The 26,454-nt window shown below is 61.0% G+C and carries 25 protein-coding genes and 1 pseudogene; 15 read left to right on the top strand and 11 right to left on the bottom strand.

All coding sequences use genetic code 11. From position 1 onward, the window contains the following. The first annotated feature begins 55 nt into the window (after positions 1 to 55). Complete coding sequence (locus tag NV382_RS09960; protein ID WP_260596600.1) at positions 56 to 367, top strand: hypothetical protein; 312 nt, start codon at positions 56 to 58, stop codon at positions 365 to 367. Between the two features lie 322 nt (positions 368 to 689). On the opposite strand, the gene NV382_RS09965 is transcribed toward NV382_RS09960, so the two are convergent. From NV382_RS09965 to NV382_RS09975, 3 genes are all read right to left on the bottom strand, one after another. Next, positions 690 to 1,181 carry an SgcJ/EcaC family oxidoreductase gene (locus NV382_RS09965; RefSeq protein ID WP_260596601.1) on the bottom strand — a complete coding sequence of 164 codons (492 nt, stop codon included), beginning with the start codon at positions 1,179 to 1,181 and terminating at the stop codon, positions 690 to 692. 23 nt (positions 1,182 to 1,204) lie between these two features. Continuing rightward, positions 1,205 to 1,726: an SgcJ/EcaC family oxidoreductase gene (locus NV382_RS09970; RefSeq protein WP_260596602.1), complete on the bottom strand. Its 522-nt coding sequence runs from the start codon at positions 1,724 to 1,726 to the stop codon at positions 1,205 to 1,207. A 66-nt stretch (positions 1,727 to 1,792) separates the two neighbouring features. Then, positions 1,793 to 2,428 carry a helix-turn-helix domain-containing protein gene (locus NV382_RS09975; RefSeq protein ID WP_260596603.1) on the bottom strand — a complete coding sequence of 212 codons (636 nt, stop codon included), beginning with the start codon at positions 2,426 to 2,428 and terminating at the stop codon, positions 1,793 to 1,795. A gap of 577 nt (positions 2,429 to 3,005) precedes the next feature. Between NV382_RS09975 and NV382_RS09980 the strand changes: the two genes are divergently transcribed. The 3 genes from NV382_RS09980 to NV382_RS09990 are packed head-to-tail and all read left to right on the top strand — an operon-like array spanning position 3,006 to position 4,095. Continuing rightward, complete coding sequence (locus NV382_RS09980; RefSeq protein WP_260596604.1) at positions 3,006 to 3,254, top strand: YozE family protein; 249 nt, start codon at positions 3,006 to 3,008, stop codon at positions 3,252 to 3,254. After that, on the top strand, positions 3,251 to 3,556 hold the full coding sequence (locus NV382_RS09985; protein WP_260596605.1) for a hypothetical protein: 306 nt from the start codon (positions 3,251 to 3,253) through the stop codon (positions 3,554 to 3,556). The genes NV382_RS09980 and NV382_RS09985 overlap by 4 nt, the downstream gene beginning before the upstream one ends. Then, positions 3,553 to 4,095, top strand: coding sequence for a DUF1003 domain-containing protein (locus NV382_RS09990; protein ID WP_260596606.1), 543 nt, complete (start codon positions 3,553 to 3,555; stop codon positions 4,093 to 4,095). Before NV382_RS09985 ends, NV382_RS09990 begins: the two co-directional genes overlap by 4 nt. Positions 4,096 to 4,341: 246 nt before the next feature. Here NV382_RS09990 and NV382_RS09995 read toward each other — a convergent pair whose 3' ends face one another. Beyond that, positions 4,342 to 4,482, bottom strand: a complete 141-nt coding sequence (locus tag NV382_RS09995) for a hypothetical protein (protein ID WP_260596607.1) — start codon at positions 4,480 to 4,482, stop codon at positions 4,342 to 4,344. Then, entirely contained in the window at positions 4,479 to 5,732 is a 1,254-nt protein-coding gene (locus NV382_RS10000) for a ferritin-like domain-containing protein (protein ID WP_260596608.1), read from the bottom strand. The genes NV382_RS09995 and NV382_RS10000 overlap by 4 nt, the downstream gene beginning before the upstream one ends. A gap of 490 nt (positions 5,733 to 6,222) precedes the next feature. Here NV382_RS10000 and NV382_RS10005 point away from each other — a divergent pair, with 490 nt between their 5' ends. The 4 genes from NV382_RS10005 to NV382_RS10020 all read left to right on the top strand — a co-directional run bounded on the left by NV382_RS10005 (position 6,223) and on the right by NV382_RS10020 (position 10,538). Further along, the gene (locus NV382_RS10005) at positions 6,223 to 6,759 is read left to right on the top strand and encodes a cyclin-dependent kinase inhibitor 3 family protein (protein WP_260596609.1); all 537 of its coding nucleotides are present in this window, start codon (positions 6,223 to 6,225) and stop codon (positions 6,757 to 6,759) included. Between the two features lie 223 nt (positions 6,760 to 6,982). Then, positions 6,983 to 7,885: a vWA domain-containing protein gene (locus NV382_RS10010; RefSeq protein WP_260596610.1), complete on the top strand. Its 903-nt coding sequence runs from the start codon at positions 6,983 to 6,985 to the stop codon at positions 7,883 to 7,885. A 29-nt stretch (positions 7,886 to 7,914) separates the two neighbouring features. Further along, positions 7,915 to 9,279, top strand: a complete 1,365-nt coding sequence (locus NV382_RS10015) for a protein kinase domain-containing protein (protein ID WP_260596611.1) — start codon at positions 7,915 to 7,917, stop codon at positions 9,277 to 9,279. Continuing rightward, entirely contained in the window at positions 9,279 to 10,538 is a 1,260-nt protein-coding gene (locus NV382_RS10020) for a metallophosphoesterase (protein ID WP_260596612.1), read from the top strand. The genes NV382_RS10015 and NV382_RS10020 overlap by 1 nt, the downstream gene beginning before the upstream one ends. Positions 10,539 to 11,338: 800 nt before the next feature. On the opposite strand, the gene thpR is transcribed toward NV382_RS10020, so the two are convergent. Further along, positions 11,339 to 11,884: an RNA 2',3'-cyclic phosphodiesterase gene (thpR, locus tag NV382_RS10025; RefSeq protein ID WP_260596613.1), complete on the bottom strand. Its 546-nt coding sequence runs from the start codon at positions 11,882 to 11,884 to the stop codon at positions 11,339 to 11,341. A gap of 176 nt (positions 11,885 to 12,060) precedes the next feature. Between thpR and NV382_RS10030 the strand changes: the two genes are divergently transcribed. Further along, positions 12,061 to 12,264 (top strand): hypothetical protein, encoded by a 204-nt coding sequence (locus tag NV382_RS10030; protein ID WP_260596614.1) that lies wholly within the window; start codon positions 12,061 to 12,063, stop codon positions 12,262 to 12,264. A 395-nt stretch (positions 12,265 to 12,659) separates the two neighbouring features. Here NV382_RS10030 and NV382_RS10035 read toward each other — a convergent pair whose 3' ends face one another. Next, on the bottom strand, positions 12,660 to 13,376 hold the full coding sequence (locus tag NV382_RS10035; protein WP_260596615.1) for an IS6 family transposase: 717 nt from the start codon (positions 13,374 to 13,376) through the stop codon (positions 12,660 to 12,662). A gap of 146 nt (positions 13,377 to 13,522) precedes the next feature. On the opposite strand from NV382_RS10035, the gene NV382_RS10040 reads away from it, so the two are divergent. After that, positions 13,523 to 14,350 (top strand): formate/nitrite transporter family protein, encoded by an 828-nt coding sequence (locus tag NV382_RS10040; protein WP_260596616.1) that lies wholly within the window; start codon positions 13,523 to 13,525, stop codon positions 14,348 to 14,350. A 163-nt stretch (positions 14,351 to 14,513) separates the two neighbouring features. On the opposite strand, the pseudogene NV382_RS19770 reads toward NV382_RS10040, so the two are convergent. The 4 genes and pseudogenes from NV382_RS19770 to NV382_RS10060 form a co-directional block, all read right to left on the bottom strand. Beyond that, positions 14,514 to 14,974 (bottom strand): annotated as a pseudogene (locus NV382_RS19770) (IS6 family transposase); the annotation flags it as partial. A gap of 77 nt (positions 14,975 to 15,051) precedes the next feature. After that, positions 15,052 to 16,983 (bottom strand): M61 family metallopeptidase, encoded by a 1,932-nt coding sequence (locus tag NV382_RS10050; RefSeq protein WP_260596618.1) that lies wholly within the window; start codon positions 16,981 to 16,983, stop codon positions 15,052 to 15,054. Positions 16,984 to 17,320: 337 nt separating this feature from the next. Beyond that, on the bottom strand, positions 17,321 to 19,282 hold the full coding sequence (locus NV382_RS10055) for a glycoside hydrolase family 1 protein (RefSeq protein ID WP_260596619.1): 1,962 nt from the start codon (positions 19,280 to 19,282) through the stop codon (positions 17,321 to 17,323). A gap of 475 nt (positions 19,283 to 19,757) precedes the next feature. Continuing rightward, a complete protein-coding gene (locus tag NV382_RS10060) occupies positions 19,758 to 20,393 on the bottom strand; it encodes a hypothetical protein (protein WP_260596620.1) in 636 nt (211 codons plus the stop codon). 219 nt (positions 20,394 to 20,612) lie between these two features. On the opposite strand from NV382_RS10060, the gene NV382_RS10065 reads away from it, so the two are divergent. The 5 genes from NV382_RS10065 (at position 20,613) to NV382_RS10085 (ending at position 26,332) form a co-directional block, all read left to right on the top strand. After that, positions 20,613 to 22,886: an ATP-grasp domain-containing protein gene (locus NV382_RS10065; RefSeq protein ID WP_260596621.1), complete on the top strand. Its 2,274-nt coding sequence runs from the start codon at positions 20,613 to 20,615 to the stop codon at positions 22,884 to 22,886. After that, positions 22,867 to 23,547: a hypothetical protein gene (locus NV382_RS10070; RefSeq protein ID WP_260596622.1), complete on the top strand. Its 681-nt coding sequence runs from the start codon at positions 22,867 to 22,869 to the stop codon at positions 23,545 to 23,547. Before NV382_RS10065 ends, NV382_RS10070 begins: the two co-directional genes overlap by 20 nt. Positions 23,548 to 23,615: 68 nt before the next feature. Then, a complete protein-coding gene (locus NV382_RS10075; protein ID WP_260596623.1) occupies positions 23,616 to 23,987 on the top strand; it encodes a GNAT family N-acetyltransferase in 372 nt (123 codons plus the stop codon). Positions 23,988 to 24,167: 180 nt separating this feature from the next. After that, positions 24,168 to 25,952 (top strand): PAS domain S-box protein, encoded by a 1,785-nt coding sequence (locus tag NV382_RS10080; RefSeq protein WP_260596624.1) that lies wholly within the window; start codon positions 24,168 to 24,170, stop codon positions 25,950 to 25,952. Next, entirely contained in the window at positions 25,949 to 26,332 is a 384-nt protein-coding gene (locus NV382_RS10085) for a response regulator (RefSeq protein ID WP_260596625.1), read from the top strand. The genes NV382_RS10080 and NV382_RS10085 overlap by 4 nt, the downstream gene beginning before the upstream one ends. Positions 26,333 to 26,454: the final 122 nt, after the last annotated feature.

Below are 26,454 nucleotides of genomic sequence, written 5' to 3' on the forward strand. Positions count from 1 at the left end.
AGCCGCTTTCGCAACCCCTGTCGTTGCGGCCCCTCGCGATACTCCAGAACTACAATTGCAAAAAGTTCTCGCCGGCCGAGTTGCTGGCAAGCCCACCGACTGCATCAGCCTGTCGAGCGTGAACTCGACCCAGATCATCGACGGCAGAGCGATCATCTACAAGGCAGGCGGAAAGGTCTACGTCAACGAGCCACGCTCCGGCGCTGAGACACTGCGCGACGACGACATCCTGCTCACGCAGACATTTGGCTCGCAACTATGCAGCATCGACTCTGTCAAACTGCTGGATCGCGGGGCTCGCTTCCAGCGCGGGTTTGTGACCTTGGGCAAGTTTGTACCGTACAGCTTGGTGAAGGTGGCTGGCTGATCAACACTGGTTGACTTGGCAGCCGACCCACACACCCCAGCATAAACGACACATCCTCAAGCTTGGTTGGGGGGTTGGCTACGAACAGCGGCCAGGTCACGACAGCGCTCAACTGACGCTCCCATCCACTGAGTTCGTGCTTTCGAGTAGAATTGTGGGTCCGCCACCCGGCTAGACAGCTGATGTGATCCAGGTGCACAGATCCGGAGTACCGGCTCGCTGCGGAAGCATCGTTCATTGAGCTTCGAGATTGTACGACGGAGCGGACTTCGAATTTCGTTGCTGTCATGAAGTCGGACTTGGGTTCCCTCGCCGGGATGGCTCAGCGCGGCTGAGGGACCTTCGGATTGATGAACGTGCTTTGAAAATTTCGGATGCGCCACCCCTCTTTAGTCCGAACCAGAACATCGGTCACGCGTCCCTGCGGATCGGCATAGCGCGTCCCGTCGGGGTCAGAGTATGGCTTCAGCCGCCAGCGATATTGCAGGATCGCGACCTTTGGCGTGACCGCGCTCACGGTGACGTCGCTCGCCACGATGGGGTTGTCCGCATAGATCCGGGTCAGAGCAAACGCGATCCCCTGCTCGATCTCGTAGCGGCCACGCCACCACATCCCATAAGCGTTGATGTGCTCGGCATCCGGTACGAACTGCCGGGCATAGGCCGCCGCGTCGTGGGTTCGCCAAGCAGCTGCCATAGCCGGCACCATTGCTTCGATGGCGGCCACATCCTGGGATGATAGCATGGTTCTCATCTCCTGAGCCGGTGCTGCATGCGTGGTAACCGATGCGACGATCAACAGGGTACCCGTCATCATGGCTTTGATACACCCGGCGATCACGACTGGACGCCCTTCAGTGTCGGGTCGAAACGCTGCGCCTCCTCCACAATCGTGATATTGGCGCCGTGGACGATCACAAAGCGATCGCCTTCAGGCGCCAGCACCAATGACATTCTGTCACGGCTCGGCGGATTGAGGTGGCCATCCGGCGTCTTGAATGCGCCCAGCGACCACCGCGCGACGACAGTCACGGCCCCACCTGCGATAGGCACGATGGACTCGATCGCTTCTAACGACTGGTGCACTCCTTTGAACATGAGCTCGAAATAGACGTGGTGGGCATGCTCGACTTCTGCACGCCCCTTCCAGTGCATGCCAACAATGTTGACCCAGTGCGCATCAGCCCGGAACAGAGCGAACATGGCGTCCATATCGGATGCATTCCAAGCTGCGAGCCACCGGTCGAGTAGATCCTCGACCTTTCGCGTTACATCGTCTGATGCCATGGTCGCTCCTTTCGCCGCTAAGGGCATCATGGGTAACGCCATCAAACTGATGGCCAGATCGCGTCGTGTCATCACTTGTCACTCCCGTTGATGCGGGAGAACTAGCCAAGAGAAACTGGGCCGGATTGAACGAATCCGTCATGGGCCTGACCATTCCGCAAAGAAGCGCGCGGGCGTTGTGCCGCTAAATGCGTGGGAGTCGCGGATGAAATGCGCCTGATCGGCATACCCTGCATCGTGTACAAGGTCCGTCCAGACCGCTGCGGGATTTGCCTCCTTGGCCGCCAGTACGGCGTTGAACCGAATAGTTCGAGCATAGAGCTTCGGCGGAAGCCCGACCTGCGCTGTAAACCGACGTGTGAATTGCCGCTCACCCAAGCCTGAGTGTCGGGCGAGCGCATCGATCCTGAGGCGCCCGCCGGTCCGCGACAACAGCCAACCTGCATGAGCGACTGCGTCGAGCGGTCGGGCAATGGCAACACGATCATAGACCCACCGCTCGGCACTGGCCACGCGCGCGTCGAAATCCGCCGCGCCGAGCACCATGCTACGAAGCACTTCAGATGCGGCGCCGACGATATCCATAGCGTTGACGCCTTCATCGACGATCTCCGACATGTCGATGCCGAATAATGCGTGAAAGCCGCCTGGCTGGAACCGGATCGTGAAGACGTCGATCTCGCCCGTCATGAACAACTGGGTGCTGCGGTAGCTTTGCGGTCCGACGACGACCATCTCGGGTGAGGCTTCCCGCTGGCCATCGCCGTGCGACACACCATAGCGCTCGGCGAGATAGATCTCGATGAACTGATCGGGTCGCGCCGGAAGGGGCTTAGTGATCACGTCGTCGTTCAGAACTGCGCGGCGTTCGCTGAACGAGCGAACGACGGACCTGATCGCAGCACCTGCCGTTGCCTTACAAACCCGCATGATCCTGGACCAATCCGTAGGGGGTGCAGTAATGTCTACTGATCTTCCCTGCGATGGCCATAGGCAACACTGGTGCTTAGCTTGACCAGACAGAATGCAGTATGGGGATCGAGGGTCACCGCACACGCGTCTAAGCACCTAATGAGCAAATGATAGCTAGTCACCAGGCGCCATTTAGATGATCGATGTCGCGGCCCTCTTTGGTTAGCTTCTCCGCCTTGCGGGGATCGTTCGTGTCGGTAAGATCAGCGGTGGTGGTTTCGCCCGGGTTCTATCCTTCCAAGTGTCGACCAGATCAACGCTTGGGCAGTGGAGATGGGCACGGACGATGCAACCGCTCGGTATCGACGTTTGGGCTGAGTCCGCTATCTTTCAAGGGGTAGATAATGGCCGCCAACGCGACGGCGTATCAAGGGATGACATGGCAGACGAGAACGAACCAGAAAGCTACCGTCACCAGCGCGAATCCTTTGCCAGCTGGCTGCTCGCACAGCGCAACCGCGGCGATTGGGTGGACGATCTCGCCAACGCCGCGCGTGCAGATCACACGTTCCCGGCGGACGGGGACGCAGAAACAGTGCGGGCCCATTTATTCACGCAGCAGGTCGACGACGACACCTTCCTGGCGATCGATGACGCCGAAGCCGCCTGGCGGAGCTTGACCCCATGAGCGATCATTCGACTCCTGGCCAGCTGTACGAACTCGGCCGCGCTCTGCTCGACGAACATGGACCGTCATACGTCGGAACCATCCAATCTTTTGCCGAGGGTGTGCGCACTGAAGGGCGGATGGCGGATGCAGACGAAGCGATGCTCCAATGCGACCGTATGCACGCGATCCTGCTGAGTAACCGCGATCTGGTCGTGCAGTACTGCGTTAGCCACGGACAGGCTGGCGACCCTTGGTCAGCCGCTTTGGCTGGGGAGCTGGAGCGCCGCGGGATAGACACGTGCTCCGGAGGTGATCAATGACGCAGCCATTGGTGCCCCCACCTGGGCCAGTCCAACTTAGTGAAGCTCTCGAGCGTAACATCGCGGCACTCGAACGGCGTCAAGCGATGGAGGCTGCATCGGCATCGTTGGAAGACCGGGTCGCTCAGGCGATCACCGCCTTCACTGGCAGCATGCGCTTCGTGTACCTGCACCTGGTTGTTTATGCCGCCTGGATTGCAGTGAATTCGGGCATTGTTCCTTGGCTCAAGCCATTCGACCCAAGCTTCGTGATTCTGGCGTCTGAAGCCTCCGTTGAGGCTATCTTTCTCTCAACCTTCGTCCTGATCAGCCAAAACAGGATGCAGCAAGCGGCTGACAAGCGAGCGGATTTGGACCTGCACATCAACCTTCTGGCGGAGCATGAGTTGACCAAGCTCGCCGTCGTTGTGAACGCAATCGCAGAAAAAATGCAGGTCTCTGTTCCTGCAGAAATGACTGAAGTTGAGCGGGATATCGCCCCAGAGGCGGTTCTGGACGAGCTTGAAGGGAGAAAGCAGGGCGGCGGCGAGACCAACTAGAGCATCGGCTCACGTGCACGTAGCAGTCCGCTTAACGGGGCCTGCGCAAATGTGCGATGCTTATCCAGATCTGAGCGCCGCCGCCTAGCAGCGTCGCAAAGACGCCGATCCTGCGCAGCATTCCAAAGTTTTCCGGAGACACAGATGCGCCAAGGATGATCAGAACTCCTGCCAATGTAACTGCGTGGAGCCACACGAGGCGTTTTCGGAAGCGTTCCCGCAGCTCGGCTTGCGATTGCCGGAGCATCAGCCTCCCTCGTGCTCGGCACCAGTTTGACCCCGCCGGCGTAGCAGCCGCTGCATCGACGGCACCTGGTCGAAGATCGAAACTGCCTCGACCTCGAACGTCAGCAAGACGATAGCAGCGAACTTCGGTAGGTCACTCATTCAAGCGCCTCGATTTGCTCTGATGCACGCGCGATCGCTTGGCGCACGTGATTCGGCAGTTTACACCGTGTGCGCGACAACGCGTCGACCCGTTCCAGTAGCAAGCGCCGTTCGACCCTGCCGGGCAGCAGCGGCTCGACACCACGCAGCATCGTAAAGGTCATGCCAGCGTGAACGCCGCTCCCCTCGCGCGTCGCCGGGAGCCGTACCAGCGCAGTGGATGCGGCGCCAAGAACGTGCATCAGCTCGATCGCGGCGCTCATAAGCGAGGCCTGATCCCGCTCGATCTGGTTGCCCGAACGAGCGAAGCACTGGACGAGGCATCGCAGCAGCAACCCATAGGTCGAACACGCAAAGTCCAGCAGTTCGGCCGCCTGCGGATGATTTACGAACACCTTGCCCTCGGGTTCCGGCGGCTGGCGCAGCACGGGGCTGTTAGCGGCTGGCCAGGCTGGGGCAAAGTTAGGATCATCGGCGACAGCAGCATCGAGCTCCCGCTGGATTTGCAGGAAGCTGCGATAATGCGACTCTTCGCGATCTGCGCTCGATCCCTCGCCTTGCTCCACAATGATATCGATCGCCCGCCCGGCCCCGGCGATATCGACGATCGGCTCGACTCCATCGAGATCGATAGCCGGTGGACCTATTTGGCTCGCCTTACCACCGAGGAACAGCACGTCTCCGCCCAGTTCGCGATTGACTGCGATCAAATTGGTGCGGATCGCTTCGTACAGGTGGCCGATCGTCGCATAATCCTGCGCACTCGGCATGAGCCCGAGATGCGCCTGTTCGCGGCAGTAGTCATCCTGTTCGAAGGCGGCGCTGTCTTGGCCGCGCGTATCCTGGGGGCGTTCCAGGAAAACGAAGTGCTTGAGCGTCTCGGCGTTGAACCCGGTCAGCCGTACTGCAACGCCAGATGGGAAGTAGCCGGGCGCCACGGGAAAGTTGGGGCGTCCGAAATGGGGACGTCCGCCGATCGCCACCGTCAGATTGGCGACTATCATTAGATGTCCCATCTCCTCGACGGCGACATCCATGATTACCTTGCGCCACCGCTCGAGCGTCTCGCCCAGTTCAAACGAGACCCCAGGTTCACCTGCACGCTTCAGGCTGAAGGCCGCATAGAGATAGCTGCACATTAATGTGTGCTCGATCTCCGATGCCTCAGCGAGCAGATGCAGCAACTGCTCACGCGATCCGATGACCACCGCTTGGCCGGAAACCTCTTCTATCACCGCTTCAAGGGGCATCCGCTTAGCGTCCGAGCGGCAATGGTAAGATGGCTTCGATCTGTATGCCGGAGAGGCGTCGAGCAATTGACATATTTTTCCGTTTCATCACGCACAAAACCAGCTGAGTCGCGTGCCACTGCTTCAATTCAGACAGGTAACAACCCGAGCCTCCACAAGCTCCAACCGTTAGGTATAACGCTTAGCAACGTGATCGGCTGACTTGGATCGTTTGCTGCTTACCCTTAACGGCATGCATTTGTGACCAGCCGATATCGCGCGACCCCATCGCTCTGTATTCGGCTCAGATATTTGCCCAGCACCTCGCTTCTCAGCGGAGCCGATCGCGTTAAGCTAGAAGAATGACGCTTCTCAGCGCAATGAGCTCGCATTCGAGCGATCAGCCAACCTCGACGATTGTCTCGCCGCAGCAGCGAACCGATATGGGCCGAAGCATCTAGCACACGCGAGGTGACCACGAGTGACGCCCCGAACAAGCCACACTCACCCATTGCAGATACCTTCCGTCACACCGGGCGAAGGGATTGGGCGTATCGGCATCAGCTTCTGCCCGGGCAAGTGGCAGGCAACCGCGATGACGGGCGCATGGGCGCGCGACATCGAGATCGACCTTGACGCTGTAGCTGAATGGGGCGCGGCCGCAGTGGTGACCCTCGTAGAGGAGAAGGAGTTGATCGCACTACGGGTGGAGAGTATGGGTATGGCTGTCACTTCCAGAGAGATGCAGTGGTTTCATCTGCCGATACCGGACGTTACGGCCCCAGGTCCGTCATTCGAGGCGACTTGGATCGATGCGGGTCCTGCACTGCTGAAGCTGCTGCGAAGCAGGCGTGATGTCTTCGTGCACTGCAAGGGCGGCCTCGGTCGAGCTGGCACGATAGCGGCCCGGCTTCTAGTCGAGCTTGGCGTTAACCCCGAGCAGGCAATTGCCGACGTACGTGCCGTGCGTCTCGGCGCCATCCAAGTACCCGAGCAGGAGGCGTACGTGCGTGCGCTGCGCAGAAAGTGTCGTGCTCAGCAGGGCTGACGACTTTGCTTTATAAGAGCGGCGGCCGCCCAACCAACAAATACCCACAAACGGCCATTCAGATTATGCGCCCGGGCCACCGGATCCTACCGGCTCGTTCAGCCGAAGCTTATGGCTGCGGGGGCTTCCGACCGGTCTCGTCAGCCCGGAACCAACCGAGTCGCCCCTCGTTCGCCCTCCAATGGAGCCGATGTTCGGCGTCCAAGAGATCACGGAGCATCATATGAGCGGCACCGAGCCTTTGAGCCCTGAAGACGTCGTAGAAACCGCCCCGGTCGAGACATCGACCGTAGGCGAGGCTCCGACGCCTGCGGCAGGTTCAGAGGCGCCCATCGCGGCGATCCCGCCGGAAGCGTCGGCAGGCGGTGCTGATCTGGCGCCGAGCGCGCCAGCCCCGCAGAGTCGCGGGAAGACCAAGGGCGTGGCCGACATCGTGTTCGTCGTCGACGTCAGCGGCAGCATGGCACCGTGTATTGATGCGCTGAGGCAGAACATTGAGGCTTTCGTGGACTCGCTGAGCCGCGGCGACGCCAACAATACCGCTCCGGTGAAGGACTGGCGCGCCAAGGTCGTCGGCTACCGGGACTTCGAAAGCGCTGAGAGCGAGGGCCTGCCCTGGATGATCGACAACAGCTTCGTGCGTGAAACGGCTGAGCTCAAAGCGCAGCTAGCCGCCCTTGAGGCGAATGGTGGCGGAGATGAACCGGAGTCGCTGCTTGATACGCTGTATAAGGTCGCGACAATGGAGGCGACTGCGAAGGGCGCGCAGACCGTTGAAGCGACCAAGTGGCGCTACCGCAGCGATGCGGCCCGGGTGGTTGTCGTCTTCACCGACGCTTCGTTCAAAGAGACGATGGGAATTCCTGAAGCAAAGGGTGGATCGCTGCAGGACGTCGCCAACGTGGTCATGGCGAACCGCATCATCCTGAGCGTGTTTGCTCCTAATTTCGAGGGCTATGATCGCCTCAGCCAGATCGACAAGTCAGAGTGGGAGGTCGTCGAGTTTGATGGCTTGACCGCGCAGGAAGCCTTGCAGAAGTTCACCGCCGATCCGGTCAACTTTCGCAATACGCTCAAGCAGCTTGCTGCCAGCGTATCGCGCTCGGCAGAGACGGTGGCGCTTTGATCAGCCGGAAGCGGCTGTAAGAGCGGATTATGGCAAAGAAGCTCAAGGTCGGCGACACCATTCGGGGCTACCGCATACTGAATGTATTCGGCCCCGGCATGATGGCGATTTCCTACGCCGCACAGGCGCCTTCGGGTAGGAAGGTCTTCTTCAAGCAGTATAAGTCACCGGCTCCGACAGTGGTTTGGTACCGGGACTTTGTGGCCTATCAGAAGGAACTGTCCGCTCGTGTTATAAAGGGCAAGGCGGACAATTTTGCCGTGGCACAGGTCGACGCGTTCGAGGAGGTGTGGGGCGGCCCCTGCTATTTCCAAGCATACACGTTCGTTGAGAACGGCGCCGATCTGCAGCAGGTGATGGATGAAGAGCGCGAGCAGCACCGACTGACCAGAAAGGCGCCAACAAGCGATCCAGCGGTTTGGGCGCGCCATGCGACCTGGGCCAAGGTACTGGTTGCGGCCATCGGCGCGCTGCACGACGTCAAAATCGTCCATGCCGACCTCAAACCTGCCAACGCCTATCTGATCGAGGACCCCACGATTGCGGCCGAGTACCAGCTGAAGCTGATTGACATGGATTTCTCGGTCCTGGCCGATCGCCGTCCCCCATGGCATGGTCATCAGGGCTATGTCGGCACGGATAATTACCGCTCGCCCGAGCACCTGCTGAAAGGCGCCGTACCCAGCCTCGCCTCCGACATGTTCACCTGCGGGTTGATGCTCTACGAGTTGCTGGCCGGACGGCATCCGTACTGGTCGGAGGACCAGGCCGACTACGCCCGACTGGTCCAAGGCTACAAAGCTGAACCTCCGGCATTGGTGGGCAAGATGCCGTGGCCGGCAAGCAATGCGGAGGTAAGTGCCGCGCTCCACCGCTGCCTTTCTCCGGACCCTGCGGCGCGTCCGACCGCCGCCGAGTTACGCGCGACGTTGAGCGGCCGCGACAGGAAGCCTGCGGCCGCATTCGTGCCGTCCCCGCCCACGGTCGCCGTGCCGATCAAGCCAGCACGGGTCACATCACCGACATCTGTTCCAAAGCCGGCGCCTGTGGCGACAGCGACCCCCGTGGCGCGCATGCCATTGGTTTCTAACGCAGTTGAGCTTGTTGCCTCCAGCGGCAAGTCTTTGCGAATTGCCGTGCGGACCGAACTCGGCAAGTTGCTGATGCGCCAGTTCGGCCCCGATGGTGAATACTGGGACGATCGACAGTGTGTGATCGAACGCAATCCGAGCGGTGAGTGGATGATGACGCCCGTCGGCACCTCTACGAACCAGACGCTCGTTAACGGCCGTGCGCTTACCGGGGCACGCGTCCTCAATAGCGGCGATCTGGTAGCCGTCGGCAATGAAGCCAAGGGCGTCGCCAAGCTCCCGCTCACAGCCCGGGCTGTCTGATGGACGAGGTTCCCGAAGCCGAGGCGAACTTGCCGCTGAACGATCCGCCGGCCGAGACACCGAGCGATGTCGCGCATGACGTGACGGCGGCGTCGATTGAGATTCCAGCTGATGCGGCAGGGAGCGCCGCAAACGCGCCAATCGATCCGCCCGCTGCAGCCGGCGTTCTCCCGGTCGTTGACGCCTACGACGTCGACTGGGCGGCTGTCCATAGTTCGGTCTCTCCGACGGCAGTCCGGGCGCGGATGCGTACCACAGTGGAGGCATTCGAAGCACTACTCGATCGCGCGGACGGACCAGGGCTGCTGTTCGATGCCGACCGCGCGGAGGCGGCCGATCGCGCTATTCAGGTGAGCGCGCTGGACCCCGCAGCTCCGCTGTGGATCATCGGCGACCTGCATGGCGACCTGCTCGCGCTCGAGGCGGCATTGGCGGTAATCAACGATGACCAGGCCCCCACTGCATCCAACATTATCTTCCTTGGGGACTTCTTCGACGATGAAGGAATGGGCCTCGAGCTGCTGCTGCGCGTCTTTGAACTCATCCTCAACGCACCCGACCGCATCTGCGTCGTTGTCGGCAATCACGACGAGGCGTTAAGCTACGACGGCAACCGCTTTTCTTCGAGCGTATCCCCGAGCGACTTCACCGACTTTCTCAATAACAATCTCGCACACGAATGGATTGAGCGCGCCGGCAAGCTTGCTGTGAGACTGTTTGCGCACGCACCCCATGCGCTGTTCTTGCCTGATGGCCTGCTAGTTGCTCATGCCGGTTTTCCTTTGAGCGACTTGCACGCGCGACTGGAAGAGACCGGGAACTGGAGCGATCCCGCATGTCTGTCCGACTTCACCTGGACTCGCGCCCATCCAACCGCACGGCGCAAGATGCCCAACCGCTTCACGCGCGGAAGCCAGTTCGGCTATGAAGATTTCGGTGCGTTTTGCGAACTCGCGGCGCGGCTTGGCCGGCCCGTCACGCACATGGTGCGCGGGCACGATCACATGGAGGAACGCTATGCAATCTACCCTGCATACTTGGCGCATCCGATGCTGACCACGGTCGCGCTGTCACGCCGCCTGCCGCGGGAGTCCTTCGGCCCATACGCGCGTATTCCGACCATTGCGCGCTTCGTCGAAGGCTCGCTGCCGCAGGTTCATCGGCTGCATATTCCTGCGGACATCGTCGAGGCCGTGTTTCCGCAACCTGGCGACTCCCATGAAGCGGGCGAGATCGCCGAGGGTGCGGATCAGCAATGAGCGGCGTCGTCCTTCGCTGTTCGAACTGCGGAACTGTGCAAACCAGCGCGGGTGAATGCGAAGCGTGCCACGAGGCGCAGGTCCGGTACTTCTGCACGAATCATACACCAGGGCTGTGGCTAGACATGTCAGCATGCTCGCAGTGCGGAGCGCGTTTCGGCGAGGCCTCCCCTACCCGGCCAGGACTACGGCGGGCTGCCGATCGCCCCCCGGGTCCGCCTTCGCTGCCCGAAGCGGATCCCGCAGCAAAACTTGATGACCGATCGAGCGCTCGGGATATAAAGCCCTCACGGCCACTCGACGGTAGTGTCCCCGACGGGATCCGCCGCCCCACTCCGGGGCTGATAATCGAGGCCTTGGCCTATGCAGCCCGCGCCAGAAGCATCCGCAAGGCGGCGAGCGACGACGCTCCCGTTGCGCCGGTTCGTGCAACCGGAGGCGGTTGCGTCGGGCGGCTGCTGTTGCTTGCGTTGCTATTAGCGGGGCTGTTCTTGTTGGTACCGATCCTTCTTGGAGGTGCGTTACTCCAGATGCTCTGAAGACCCAGACCCAGTCACTCAAAGCGCGTTTCCACTCCCCAACTTCGGTCGCTCGTTCAGAATTCGTTGGGCAACAGTAGCGACCGGCTGGACTTAGCGGAGCGTTACCGCTTTCCCCGCGGGGTCGTTTTGAAAACTGCTATTCGGCGGTGATCCACCTTGCCCTTCCCCCAACATTCGGGGCAGGTGCTAGGAAGCAACTGACGCCTCCCGACCGCGGTCGGCGTCGATGGTGAGAAGTGGAGAAAAATCGGGAGAATATCACGAGTTCGTCCGACTTTCGGTCCCCTGCAGCGGATAATGCACAGCGACTTCATACTGCGCGCCGGACGCCAACAAGTGGCTCTCGAACAAACTGAATCCATCAACTTGCCAGTTCGCCCGCAAGCCAGAGTTGTGCGTCAACCAATCGACAATCGGGCCGGTGTGATTGTTCAGACGCGCGATCGTGATGTGTGGCGTGAAGCGCCGGGTTTCGCCACCAAGTCCGGCCAGGGCACACGCCCGCTCGGTCTTCGCCCGGAGCCGCTCAAGCTCAGGCGCGGGCCGAACCCGCGCCCAGATGGCGGTCGGCATGCCCTTGCGCTCGAACTGCGACACCCCCTCAAGCTCCAATTCGAAGGGCGGCAATGCGATGCTCGCTAAGGCGGCGGCAAGGTCGTTTGCGGTCTCGCGCTCGACTTCGCCGGCGAAGCGCATCGTCAGGTGCAGTTGCTCGTCGTCCTGCCAGCGTGCGCCTTCCAGCGCTTCCATCGTGTCGATCAGCGCTTCTCGCACATGGGCGGGTGGCCGGATGCCGATGAACAAGCGGTGGGACATCGTCGCCACCTAACACGCTAAACCCGACCTGCTAATGCCCTACCAAGAAGAGAGGAGAAGGGGCGGTTTCCTAGAAGCGGGATATTTTAGCGCTCCCCGGACCGCCTACGGAATTTGCGCGTTGACCTGCCGCAAGGCGCATAACGCGACTGATGGAGAAAAACATGACCGACACCGCTGCCACACCGGAGGCTTCAACGAGCAACGGCAAGACTGGTCTGTCTGACGCATTCCGAACGCACTTCGCCGGCGACGCGCCGATCACCGAAAAGGCGACGAATTTCGCCAAGGCGCGCCCATGGACCAGCGCTGCCTTCCTCGGCGTGGCTGCGATCGCCGTGATGAACAGCCTAAGAGGTCGCGGCTGACCGCAGCCCGGTGAATAGGCGTTTCGGGCTGAGGCACAATGTTCGGTGGCCGTGCCGGTGACGGCAACCCGTAGGGTCAGATCCTGGAAGGTCTGCGCTGATCATGTCGAAGCGATTACGAATGTGGTCGCTTCGCATGTACACCTCAGGCCTCGGGTGCTGGAGCAGACCAGAATGACAAGTGACCGAAGACGATGAACCGACAGGAACGCCGCGCGCTCGCGGGCCAAACCAAACGTCCTGCGGCAAGCCGGCAGTGCGCCTGCTGCGCTCCGAAAGAAGATTTCCTAAACACGCCTGAGACGGTCGAACTGACGCGTTTACCGGTGACGGTGCTGTCAGTCTAATGCGAACCGTTCTCCACACGACGCACTTTGGTCTTTGAGCGCGATCGCCTAGCTCGCCACCTGACCCCACTCAGCCAGTGCGGCTGAGCGGCGTTCCTTGTAGGTCTGGCGGTCGACGAGATGGCGTTCGAGATTGAAGTGGTTGTGGACGTTGGCGTGCACGCTGGCGAACTTCTGTAGCGACTTCATCCGCCTGAACCTGAGCATCGCTCGCTCCCTTCTTCGGAACGAGAGGTGGCTGTTCTCAACCCGGTTGTTGGCCCAGCGTCCGACCTCCTGCTTCTGCTCGTTACCCAGCTCTTTCATTGCTGCACGATAAGAGCGCAGGCCGTCGGTGGTGATTGCCTCAGGGCTGCCGTGACGCTTCAGCGCCTTCTTCATGAAGCGTAGCGCTGCCTCCTTGTCGCGGGTCCTGGTGATGTAGCTCTCGAGGATCTCGCCTTCGTGATCGACCGCTCGCCAGAGGTAGACCATCTCGCCATTCAGCTTCACGTACATCTCGTCCAGGTGCCAGCGCCAGTGCCGAAAACCGCGCATTCGCGAAATACGCTGCCGGCGTATGTCGCCTGCGAACATCGGCCCGAACCTGTTCCACCACATCCGCACCGTCTCGTGGCAGATGTCGATCCCGCGCTCGAACAGCAGGTCCTCAACGTTGCGCAACGACAGCGGAAAACGCACGTACATCATCACCACCAGGCGGATCACCTCTGGCGATGAATTAAAGTACCGAAACGGGCTGGCAGGTTTGCGGGGGCGGGACATGCCGATCGCCCTACCCCGCCCCTCCTAACGATCGGTGCATTTGGTCTGACAGAGCCCGCTTGGCACAAAGAGGCTGCGCATATCATTAAGCTCGCTATTCTCAACGTCATAGCGGACCGAAACGTGTTGTTGCCCGTTCGAGGACCGTGGCTGAACCAAATAACCAAGACATCGACGAATTGAAGGCCGCGGACGCCAAAGAGCTTCATCGTGCGGTTCGCGAGGAGGGCGAGGCAGAACTGGAACGGCCAACCGGCTCGTTGCTGTGCTCGGGGATTGCTGCTGGATTGGCCATCAATGCGTCGCTGCTCGCACAGGGTGCAATACACGGCATGACGACGGAAGCACCGTGGCGGCACCTGATCGTGAGCCTCGGCTACCCGCTCGGTTTCATCATTGTTATCCTCGGAAGAATGCAGTTCTTCACCGAGAGTACAATAACCGCGATGTTGCCGCTGGTCACGCGGCCAGCATGGCAGACCGCGCGCCGCACCGCCCGCCTTTGGCTGATCGTTCTTACCGCCAACCTGATCGGCACTGCGGCTGCTACCTTCGCCTTTGCGACGCTACCGGTAATCGACCCCTCGTTGCGAAATAGCATGATCGAGGTGTCCGCAGTCATCTTGAAGCATGATCCATTCACGACGTTCTGGATGGCAATTCCGGCCGGATTCATGATTGCGAGCCTGGCATGGACGCTGCCCAATGCCCGCGAACAGTCTGTCCTGGTGATCTTTGCCATCACCTATGTAGTGGGCGTTGCCGGTCTCAGCCATTCGGTGGTCGGCTCAGCCGAAGCGTTTACTCTGTTGTGGGCTGGGCGCATCGACGTGATCACCGCGCTGGGAAAATCAAGTGCACCGGCCATCCTCGGCAATCTCGTCGGCGGTGCGGGCTTGTTCGCATTACTGGCGCACGGCCAGGTTCGGCAGGAGATGGTGCAGGATAGTCAAATACCGGAGAATGCCGATTGATGTCGCGGGCACTGTAAGAGCAAGTGCACCGCCCGCTAGGAGATGGGAGCTAAGGGCGCTGTCAGACTAACCAGAATCTGGTTCGTTGAGGGTGACCGGTCGGGATCTGGATCCTGACTTAGAGCCGCAGCGAGAACATAGGCAGGTGTTTCACTGAACAAATGATTGCGGCACGATAGGAGCGAAGAACGTCAGTCGTTGTCGCCTCAGGGCTGCCGTGACGCTTCAGCGCCTTCTTCATGAAGCGAAGCGCTGCGTCCTTGTCGCGGGTCCTGGTGATGTAGCTCTCGAGGATTTCGCCCTCGTGATCCACCGCTCGCCAGAGCTAGACCATCTCGCCATTCAGCTTCACGTACATCTCGTCCAGGTGCCAGCGCCAGTGACGGAAGCCCCGCATGCGCGAGACGCGCTGCCGGCGAATGTCGCCTGCGAACATCGGCCCAAACCTGTTCCGCCACATCCGCACCGTCTCATGGCAGACGTCTATCCCGCGCTCAAACAGCAGGTCCTCGACGTTGCGCAGCGACAGGGGAAACGGACATACATCATGACCACCAGGCGGATCACCTCGGGCGATGAATTGAAGTAGCGAAAAGGACTGGCAGGCTTGCGGGGGCGAGGCACGCCAGGCGCACTACCCCGTCACGCCTAACGATCGATGCACTTGGTCTGACAGAGCCCCTTGATGCCCTAAGCCTACGCTATCGGCTTTCAAAGATTTCGTTCAACCGCAGCCGTGCGCCCGGGATCGGCTCGAGGTGCGGAAACCGATGCCCTCTTTGATAGTCCACATTGACTTCCCGGGCGCGAGACTGCGATCGCGCCTTCACCGTCATGAGTAATGGATCACCGTTCCGTGAGGCTTGGATCGCATCGCCGATCGCCTCCTCGCTATATTCCTGTCCGTTAACGCTCTGGATCAGCGCGCCCGACGTCAGGCCCGCGTCGAACGCCGGGCTTCCCCACATTACTTCCTGCACCGTCCCGCTCGTGGCGATGTTCAGCCCGACCGAGAAGCGTAGATCGAACTGGCCCGCCTGCGCGTCGAAGCTCTTGCAGAAATCGGTGCGATGATGACGGTAGACGAGACGGTAACCGCCGCGTCCTAGACCTTCGAGCGGTGCGCCTTCCTCGCGGCGGTGCAACTGCGTATCGAGAAAGCCGGCCCAGTCATGCTCTAAGACACCATTAAGGGTGTCCACGACATCGTCCAGATCATAGGTTCGCGTCACCATGCTACCATCGTCGACGCCAAAGAAAGCGCTCGCGAAATCGTCGAGGGAACGCTGATCCCCCGAGGCTTCGCGGATGAGCGTGTCCACCGCCAACCACATCAGTTGGCCTTCCGAATAATAATCTTCGTTGCGCTGCCAGCTTGGCCACGGCAGTGGCGCACGGCCATTGATCACGGGATCCTCCGTGGTGTCGGCCATCGTCCGCCACAGTCCGCCGGGGCGTACATCGTAAGTCGCTGCAATCTTGGCGAGCGATTCGAGCGACGCTTCGGTCGACCACAGGCCCGCGCGCGTCGTTAGCACATGTCCCCAATACTGAGTTTGACCTTCGTACAGCCACATGAGGCTGTTGCGGATGGGGACCTCAAAGCTCGGCGTCCAGGAATCGGCGCCACGGCGGAACTTGCCGTTCCAGCTATGGGTAAACTCGTGCGCGAACACGTCGCGCTTGGTACGGTTGGCCTCCCACTGCGTGAAGTACGTTGGCGGTACGATAATCTCAGCCGAGCGGTGATGTTCGATTCCCCCGCCACCCAATTCCTCACTGAGGGCCACCAGGAACCGATAGGTGTCGAAATGACGCGCGCCAAAAAGCACATCCGATTGCTTCACCAGTGCTGCGTGCAGCGCGACCTGTTCGGACGTGATTTCCAGGTCATGTGCCTGGTGCGCGAACAAATTCATGTGGACGTCGCCATCGTCGGCGATCACCAGTTCGCGGCAATGTAGCCCTGCCACCACTGGTGAGTCGACCAGTACGTCCAGCGCTACCGGCGCGAAGCGAATGGTGTCCGCCTCTCGTCCTTCGACCTCCAGCACGGTCGCATACTGCCACCCATTTGGTAGCTTGATGCTGGCCTGTACCTCGACGCGGCGCGCGAAATAACCGGCCGGGTAGAGCAGCACCCGACCCCATTGCAGGTTCAGCATGTCTTCCGTCACGACGACATCGCCTTGGTTCGATGTCGTCGGAGAAAGGAATTGAAAACTCACGTCGAGCGTCGACGTGCCGGAAGGGATGTCGATGTGGAACGCATAGACTTCGACGGGATCGCGTATCCAGTCGAGCACCAGATCGCCTGCCTTGATTTCGAGGCCTGCAAAGAGTTCGATCGGATTCTGCGGCGAATGATAGCCCGGCATCCACTTGGGGTATAGCAACGTCATCGGCCCGCTTGCGGCGACGGGTACCACGAGCCTCGCTGAAACTATGCCTCGGATCGTGTCCGTGGCATCGATTTCCAACCCGAGCACGCCGCAATAATCCACGTCCTGCGGTGCAGCGATTACATCGGGCTGCGTCTTCGGGTAGTGATGCCCGGGGTCCACTTGCGCATTCGGCACAGCCCTGGGGGCCGCCAGCGCCAGCACGTCTTCCGTGTTCAATTGATTGACCATGCTGGCTTCCTTAATCCGTTTACCACGTCATTTTCACGGCAGCATCCGCTTCGCTGCCGCGACCACAGGCGTGGGCCAATGGTGGGTTTCCCTTGGGGGATGATGAGGCATGACAGAACTGACAGCCAGTTTGATGACAGCCTGACATCCCGTGGCAGCGATCAGTATCCATGTTCACCTCGGCCGGATCGGCTCCGGGATTGCCGCCCGCGCCCCTGATTTCCATAACCAACCTCCAACTAGAAATCTCGCAACCTGTCGGTACCGTTTCAGGTCCAGCTATTTGGCGGATCTGCCTTAGCGCAGCAGGGTGTTCTTTATCGCGCGTCCTCACCTGTCATTCGGCGGCCGCGAGGTAGAGTTGCGGTAGACGCTCTTCGACCGCTCTCCGCAAGCGTCGACGATCCGCTACGAAGCGCTCCAGAACAGTTTCCATCGGCGGGAGCTGCGACTGCGACACCGCGCTCGACGCCGTCGCCCATTCATGGAGCGCACCTGTATCGTAACCTGCGACATTCGCGAGCACGTGCCTGAACTGTACGCGAGACCATTGCTCGGCCGGGATGAAGCGCATGTGTCCGGCGGCACCATCCAGCAGCAGGTCGAGCACTCCGTCGATCAGCGAAGGTCCGTACACTCCCTTCCAAGGAGGACCCGGTTCTAACGAAATCGGCTGGTCCGCATCGAGCGCATCCAAGACACGTGCCGGAAGTGCAGTGTCGTCGTCCGCGATGAACACGGGACCGTGCTCGATCGCGAGGACGCCCGGCGCAGGCAATTGGCCCGGAACCGGAGCTTCGGTGGTAAAGAAAGCGCCGTAAATGCCGAACCGTGGGCAGACGCCGCCAGGATCGAGCGCGCTGCCGGGTGCTTGCACGCGTGTATCGAGCATCGCCCAGGGCCGGACCGTCTGTGATGCCCGTGCGACATCGTCCGACAGCATGTAGTGCAGCCCGCGCGCTTCGCACGCCTCGATCGCCAGGGCTGTCAGCACCCCGTCGTCACCCACGATCATCAATGGAGCAGCAGTGACGTCGACGCTGTGCGCGCTAACCGCGTAGCTGCCCTGATTGTCGCGTCGCTCTCCCCACCAGCCGGGCACCTGAAGCCCAGGTCCATCAGGGCACCGCCCCGACGCCAGATCCTTCAAGACCCTGGCCATCAGGGTCGGCCGCGGCGTGCCACCGCGCACATCGAACACCCCAGGCTCGTATTGGCCGATGAAGCGAGTGACCATGCGGTTCCAATCATAGGCGCCCAGCAGCGACCATGCCGTGACGGCGCGAAGATCCACTCCGCGGCGGCGCAAGCGTTTGCCATCGCTCCACGCTTCGATGAACCACCGAGCCTGCTCCTCCCGGGTCGCGCCGAGATGGCATTCAGTGATCGCCACTGGTATGCGGTATCGCTCCCAGGCTTGCTCGATCAGACCGGCGAGCCCAATCACATCGTCCGGAAGATTGCGCACGGCATCGACATCGACGTGCACCACGCCGTCGGTAGCGCCGAGCGGACCGTCGGCAAGCGCGCGGTCGCCATAGCGGTCGATGCGATGATCGAGCAGACGTTCGCTCGACAGGTAGTGGTTCACACCGATCACGTCGGGCGGACACGGATCATCGGCAATCGTCCGCAGCCGGTCCTCCAACCCGCAGGCGACAAGACGTTCCCACAAGGCATGCCCAGGCACGACCATGCCGCAGAGCAGATCCCACCCCATCCAGCGCCGCTCGTTCTGGAAATCGGCACTGTGCTGCAGCGGCGGCGAGGCGTGGCAGAAGCCGAGATCATCGGTCTGGACAAGACGCGCGGCGGGATTGATCCGCCGGATCGCCCGCATCGCCAATCGCGTCGCATCCGTTTCGTTGAGCAGCGCCACCCAGAATGCGGTCTCATTGCACAGATGCGGATACCAAAAGCCGTACAGCGCGCTGAACCGCGCCGTGGTCAGCGGTTCGTTTACCGGGGTATAATCCTCCACCCACGGATAACGCTCCGTAACTGCCGCGGCGTGGTGCGCCAGACCGTGAGCAAAACTGTCTTGTAGCAGGCCGGTGTAATGCGGGCCGCTGCCATGGTGGCAAAGGGTGAGGATCGGCTCCATCCCGAGGCGACGTATTTCCGGTAATCGCTCATCGGTCCAGCGGAAGTCACAACGTTCGGGATCGGCGGGTGAGATCCGCTCCCACAGGGCGGGATAGCGCAGCTTGCAAATGCCTAGATCGGCGAACAGCGCGAGATCCTCAATGCGGTGCTCGTGACCACTGCGGCGCGTTTGGTCGAACCACCTGTTGCCCACGCGATTGACGGTGCATTCATGGCCGCCCCATAATTCCATGGCGGGTGTTGTTTGCCGTCGTGCCAACAGAACCGACTGTACATCCATGTCCCGTCTCCGTTGCGGATTCCAGGCGACTAACGGAGACGAATGACAAAAGGTTCTCGAAAAAGTCCTTTTTACAACGTAGGTTAGGCAATATCCTATTCGCCCGGACCAATTGCGCGCCCCGAGCATCTTCCGGTACGCTAAGCTCGCATGTCTGAGGATTCAAACCTCGATCAGGATTTTCGCAGCTTCGCGTTGCGTTCTCGCCGCAATGTCGCAGTGGATGTTAGGATGGTTCGAGATCCGGTCCGAGTGCGTCTGCTTGTAAAATTCAAGCTAGTGCTTGTGTCCCGGCGGACGCCAAAACATGTCCTCGGTGACGGCTTGGCTGATGCACACAGAACCAAGCCGATGCCCAACGCGCTTGGGAGCTGAATTACGATCCAACTTAAGCACCCGCCTGCGCGTTCGCCCAGATGCTAGGCGCTGCCGCCCGGTTCTGGCTAGGAAACGGGATAGCACGCCGGAACTCCTCACTAAAGACTCCGTCCACGCGGATGCTGAACGAGAGTTTGCCCGTTGCGTCGGCACCGTGGAACTGGTTCACCGTATCGAACCAGGCCGCATGTCCGGCGACATAGGCCCGTTCACCGGTATCGGGGTCGAGCATGTAGAACGGCTTACTCCGGTTGGTGCGGAACCAGACGAATTCGTGGCACAGCTCGCTGCTGTCGTGATCTCTGTGGGCGGAAACGGCTCGTCCGCTCGCATCGTACATAATCAGCATCCGAGCCGTCGCAGCGAATGGCAGCGTGGCAATAAAATCCATTAGCGGCGCGAACTCCGCAGCCTCGGGACTTGGCTCCCACAATTCAGCACGATTGAGATCATAGTAGTTTTCCGGTTCGCGAGAGCGGGCCAGCTCTATCATACGCGATCCCGGCAAGTGCGACGCATCGGCATCGAGGAGGAACGGGCCGGTATAGAATTGCCGATCCTCTGCCGCGGCAAGCCGCCGGTTCAGGCGCTCCGTAATAAAGCCGTCAAGCGCTCTTAGGCGCTCCACGTCGATGAACGGATCCATGTTCATGTAGCTGGGATAATGCGGTCTCATACGAAGAACCTAGCGCCGATAGCGAACCATGACCACAGGCGAGAATTTCTTTTATCTTCTGTGGCTTGATCCGGGTTATAGCCGGAATTTTTAATTGTTTAAATAAGGCTCCATCGGCGTGTCTTATCGGAAGCTCACCTCGCGACTACTAGTCGCGGGTGCTGTCCGACCTTGTCTTTTGGAAATTGAATGAAAATCTATGTTAGCGGGCTCTATGCTGGCGGTAATCCCCAGCCGGGGGTAGGCATTGTTCGATCCGTTCGCCAAGGCTATCCCGACGCTACCATCGTTGGCGTCGAATATTCCAATCGGGTATCTGGCATCCATTACGACGAACTGGACGAACTTTGGATCCAGCGGCCGTGGGGTGAACTGGACCTCGACGACTATGGTGAGAAGGTGCGCGAGGTGCTTGACGCCGGCGGCATGTGGATCTCGGGCAGCGACCTGGAGGCAATGTGGCTGGGCAGCGTGTTTCCTGACGGGCACCCCAATCTGCTCGCGCCGCCCATGGCCGGTATCAAGCGCATCACCAAGCCCGTGGTCGAAGCAGCGTCCGGCTTGCCGATCAAGATCCCGACCTATTTGTCGACCGAGCATAGCGACTGGGATCTGCACGCGTTCTGCCGCGAACATAATTGGCGCGTGTGGTTGAAGGGCCCCTATTACGATGCTTCGCGCACGCCGACCTGGGATACGTTCACTGCGGTTCGCAACGCACTGAGCAAGGTCTGGTCGACCGAGAAGCTGTTCCTGCAGGCGCATGTCAGTGGCTACGAGGAATCGGTCATGCTGGCCGCCTACAAGGGCGAGTTGCTAGGCGCGGTCAGCATGCGCAAGCGCGACGTAACCGTCGAGGGCAAGACCTGGGCCGGTGACGTATCCAACGTGCCGCCCGCCTTCTTGGAGCCGCTGCGGCGCATGGTGCGCGACACCAACTGGACGGGCGGCGGCGAGCTCGAGATGGTGCGTGACGCATCCGACCAGCTCTGGCTGATCGAAATGAACCCGCGCTTCCCCGCCTGGGTGCACGGTGCGACGATCGCCGGGCACAATCTTCCGGCATTGCTGGTACAGGCGGCTAGCGGTGTGACCGCGCAGCGTGCGCCGGCGGAATCGGCCGAGTTCACGCGGATCGTGCTGGAGGTGCCGGTGCGTGCCGATTATCCCTTGCCCCCGCTCCCCGAGCCCTTCGCCGGCGCGGTCGGGCATTCGATGAAGCACCCATCGGGGCTCACCGCGCTCGCCGCGCGGCTGCACAAGATCGACCCCGACATGCTCGACGTCGCATTGGCGCCCGAGGGCGCGCCGGCGCCGAACGCCGTGCCGGAGCTTCCCGAAACCTATGTCACCGATATCGGTGCGCAGGATTTCGACAGCATGCCGACGCCGCAATACATCTACATGGAGACGACGGCGGAAACTTTGTTCAGGCAGGCGGCGGATCGCGCCCATCGGCTGAGCACCAACGATGTCGAGGTGATCAGCGGCTATTCGATCAAGACCAACCCGGACAAGCGCCTGATCAAGCTCGCATTGGACAACGGCTTCTATGCCGAGGCGATCAGCCTGAGCGAGGTGCAGTCCGCGCTCGAGGTCGGCTTCCGTCCCGACCAGGTGATCCTCAATGGCCCCGGCAAATGGTGGCCCGAAGGGCTGATGCCGCGCGAGCGGATGCACGCCGTGTTCTGCGACAGCGTCGCCGATCTCGACCGCGTCGTGGCGGCGGTGGAAGCCGGCGAGATGTCGGCCAAGCATATCGGCATCCGCATTCGCACGCCCAACATCGTGTCGCGCTTCGGCATTCCGCTCGATAGCCCGACCACGTTTGGCAAGCTGATCGCGGCGGTCAAGCGTCTGCCAACTGACAGCGCGTTCGGCATCCACTTCCACATGGCCAGCAGCCATGTCGGCGTGGCGCAATGGTGGCACCTGTTCGAATCGATGCTGCGCTGGTGCAGGTCGATCGAGAAGCTCAGCGGGCGCATGATCGAGATGCTCGACATGGGCGGCGGCTGGTACCCCGACGATTGGCACGAGGATGCCATCTCCAAGATCGCCCAAGCGGCCGAACTAGCCCGCGCGATGCTACCCGGCGTGCGGCAGATCGCGTCCGAGCCCGGCAAGGCCATGGCGCAGCCGTCCATGGCGCTGGCGATGCGCATCCTGGAAATACAGGAGCATGAAGAAGACATGATCGAGGCGGTTGTCGATGCCTCCATCGCCGAGATCCCGATGCACTTCTGGCAACCGCACCGCATGGTTCGCCAGTGTGGCGAAACGGGCGACTTGCAGCCGATCGGGCGCGGCAAGACTCATCTGATGGGGCGTCTGTGCATGGAGCACGACATCATCGCATCCAACGTTCAACTTCCCGAAGGGACCCGCGCCGGCGACCTTCTGATTTTCTGTGATGCCGGCGGTTATGACAGGAGCATGTCCTATGTATTTGGTCGAGGATAAGAACAGCGCGGAGGTTCGGGCATCGGAAGGCGGTGTCGGCGGCAGCTTCATGCTCGTGGGACAGCCCGGCTCGCCCGGTCGCAAATGGGAAACTTTCCCGAACAGCTATATTTCGCACCACGGCGCAGCCTGTTGCGACATCGCGCACGAATGGCTGATCGCCTTCGACTTCGCACAGCTGAACGGCGGCGACGTCCTGTCCGGCCCGCGCTGGATGCGCGAACATTCCAGCTGGGGCCCGTCCGCCTGGCCGATCCACTGGTGCGAGGCCGTGGATGCCAAGATCGTCGATTGTGGTGTCCACGCCGCAATCGCGCAGGAGGCATTCGTCGCACGCGGCGTGCAGGCCTTCCGCGCCCAATTCATCCAGCGTTACAGCGCCGAAGCCGCTGCCTCGTGGCGCGAGAGTTGGGGCAAGGAAGACGTGTCCGACCATTGGATCGATGGCGATGCGATCTACCATGAGGGCAATGCTGTACTTATTGGCGAGGATACGGTGAAGCTGTGGGACGGCTCGGCCGGCTGGTGGATCAACCCGCGGGGCGAGGGCGGCTATGGCAGTCTCGCCGTGGTGCGGATTGAGGCGGATCTCGGTGGCTTCGCAGACGGGCTGCGCTGGGGCGAGCGCCGGATCATGCTCAACCAATGGGTCGCCGTGTGATCGACCGGCCTTGGCTCGTCGTCCCCGACACACCGACGGATGCGGACCGGGCAGCGATATTGGCAGGCTTGGCGGCGTTCAATCGCGGTCACGTCGCGCCGGGCGCAACGGGTCCGCTCGCCGTCTTGCTCAAGGATGAGAGTGACTCGACAATCGGTGGCCTGTGGGGATCGACCTTGTTCGGCTGGCTGCGTATCGAATTGCTCTTCGTGCCCGAGGGCCAGCGCGGCGCATCTCTGGGCTCGGCGATCATGCAACAGGCCGAAGCGCTCGCGATTGCTCGCGGCTGCATTGGCGCTTCACTCGACACGTACAGTTTTCAGGCACCCGGCTTCTACGAAAAGCTGGGCTACAGCCTTGTTGGCGTCGTCGCTAACTGTCCGCCGGGTAATTCGCGCTATTTTATGCAGAAGACGTTTGCGCTCGCACATGACCAGTGAAATCAGCAACTCTCAAGCCACAGAGTCATGCCCCCCTGCCGGCGATCGGACGCAACTTATTGAGCGCGTCTGCAGAAATGTAGGCCACCTCACTACCCGGCATGCTCGCATGCGACACGTCCTCAGCGAATGTGCGCCGATGCTCCTGCATCCAAGTGCGTTGTGCCGCGTTGCAGATAAATGGCCGACGAACCCGTGATGCCCGCCCGGAGCGGCGGCTGCGAGAGCAACTATCGCGCAGCATTCGAGTCGATCGAGTCAGGGTTCTGCGTGGTTAAGGTTCTCTTTGACCAAGACCAACGATCGATCGATTACGTCTTCGAGGAGGTGAATACCGCCTTCGAAAAGCAAACGCGGCTGAAGGATGCGACCGGCAAGCGCATGCGCGAGCTGCGTCCCGATCATGACCAGTTCTGGTTTGACCTGTGCGGCCGTGTCGCGCTGACCGGCCAACCGGAGCGATGCGAGCATGAAGCGCTTGACACCTGGTACGATGCCAACGCGTTCCGTATCGGCGAACCCGAGGATCATCGTGTCGCGATTCTCTTCAACGACATCGGAGCACGCAAGGAAGCCGAGCGCGCGCTGTATGAAGGCGAGCAACACTTTCGCGCGCTCGCGACCGCTGGCAGCTACACCAATTACCGCATGAGCCCGGACTGGGCTCGGATGTACCAATTGGATGGCCGCGGCTTTCTCGTCACCACCGCCGAACCGATCGAGAACTGGGTGCACACCTATATCCTCAAAGAGGACCGGCCGATGGTGTTCGGCGCGATCGAAAAGGCGATACGGGAAAAGTCCATGTTCGAGCTCGAGCACCGCGTCATGCTCGCCGGTGGGGGTGTCGGCTGGACGCTGTCGCGCGCGGCGCCGATCCTCGGAGAGGATGGCGAGATCGTTGAATGGTGCGGTGCCGCGACGGATGTCACGGAACGCCGAATGGCGGTGGACCGCCTTCGCGAAAATGAGGAACGGCTTCGCCTCATCATCGATAGCGCTCGCGACTATGCCATCTTCACGGCCGACGCCTCAGGCAAGATCAACAGCTGGTATGCGGGTGCGCAGAGCGTGTTCGGCTGGTCAACCGAGGAGGCGCTCGGTTTACCGATGGAGATCACCTACACAGCGGAGGATCGGGCGGCCGCCGTCCCCGAAGCGGAGCGAGCGAACGCCCAGAGCGAAGGGCGCGCACCCGATGTTCGATGGCACTTGCGCAAGGATGGTGCGAGAGCGTTCATCGAGGGGTTTGCCGTACCGCTGAGGAACGACGTCGGCGAAACCACCGGCTTCCTCAAGATCGGTCAGGACGTCACCGAACGGCACCGCGCCCAGGAGCGCCAATCGACGCTCCTCGCAGAGCTTCAGCACCGGGTGCGCAACATCCTTGCGGTCGTTCGCTCGATGGTCCGCCGGACTCATGAAGAAGGGCAGAGCGCTGAGGATTTCATCCAGCATCTGGAAGGTCGGATCGGCGCGCTTGCACGTACACAGGTCCTGCTCACGCGCGGGGTCGACGCGGGGGTCGATCTGGACGCCTTGATCCGAGATGAGCTCCTAGTGCACGCCGTTGATGAGGATCAGATCAGTATTGCCGGACCTGACGTAGAACTCGCCCCAAAAGCAGCCGAGGTCCTCGCCCTTGCTATCCACGAGTTGGCGACTAACTCGACAAAATTTGGGGCGCTCGCACGTGATGGGGCCCGTATTGCAATTAGCTGGCAGTCGGAAGAGCGCGAATCGCGACCATGGCTTTCGATCTCATGGGTCGAATCCGGGGTTTCAGTATTAGGAGCGGCACCTCTGCGGCAAGGCTTTGGCACCGATCTGATTTCGCGACGCGTGCCATATGAACTGCGAGGTACGGGTTCAATCGAGCTCAGACCGGGAGGCATAGCCTGCCATATCGCGTTCCCACTTATGCAGGGGGCAAGCATCCTTGAGACGGGCGGATTGAAGCCATGACACCGATGACAAACAAACTGATCTTGGCGGAAGCCCGAGTCCTTATCTTGGAAGACGACTATTATCTCGCGACGGATCTCCAAGGCGTGTTGGAGAAGTCTGGCGCCACGGTACTAGGTCCTTGCCCCGAGCCGGAGGATGCCATCGTGATGCTCACCCGAGATAGACCAGACTGCGCGCTCGTCGACATCAATCTGGGCTCAGGTCGCTCGTTTGATCTGCCCCGTGCCTTGCTTGCGGCGAACGTCCCATTCGCCTTCGTCACAGGGTACGATCAGGAAAGCATTCCCGCCGAGTTCGCGAATGTCGAGCGCTTGGAAAAGCCCGTCTCGTCGGGCAGTGCGGTCGCCACAATGGCGCGGCTGATCAAGCGAGGCTAGCTATTGGACTGGTGCGGCAGATCGTTGAGATCAGCTGACGGTTGCCAGGTTAGAACTTAACCGTGATCTATGTTATTACAACGCGTTAACCGTCAGAAGAGTCGCACGCGGTAAAGACTCAA

Source organism: Sphingomonas endolithica, from assembly GCF_025231525.1.
Classification (GTDB): domain Bacteria; phylum Pseudomonadota; class Alphaproteobacteria; order Sphingomonadales; family Sphingomonadaceae; genus Sphingomonas; species Sphingomonas endolithica.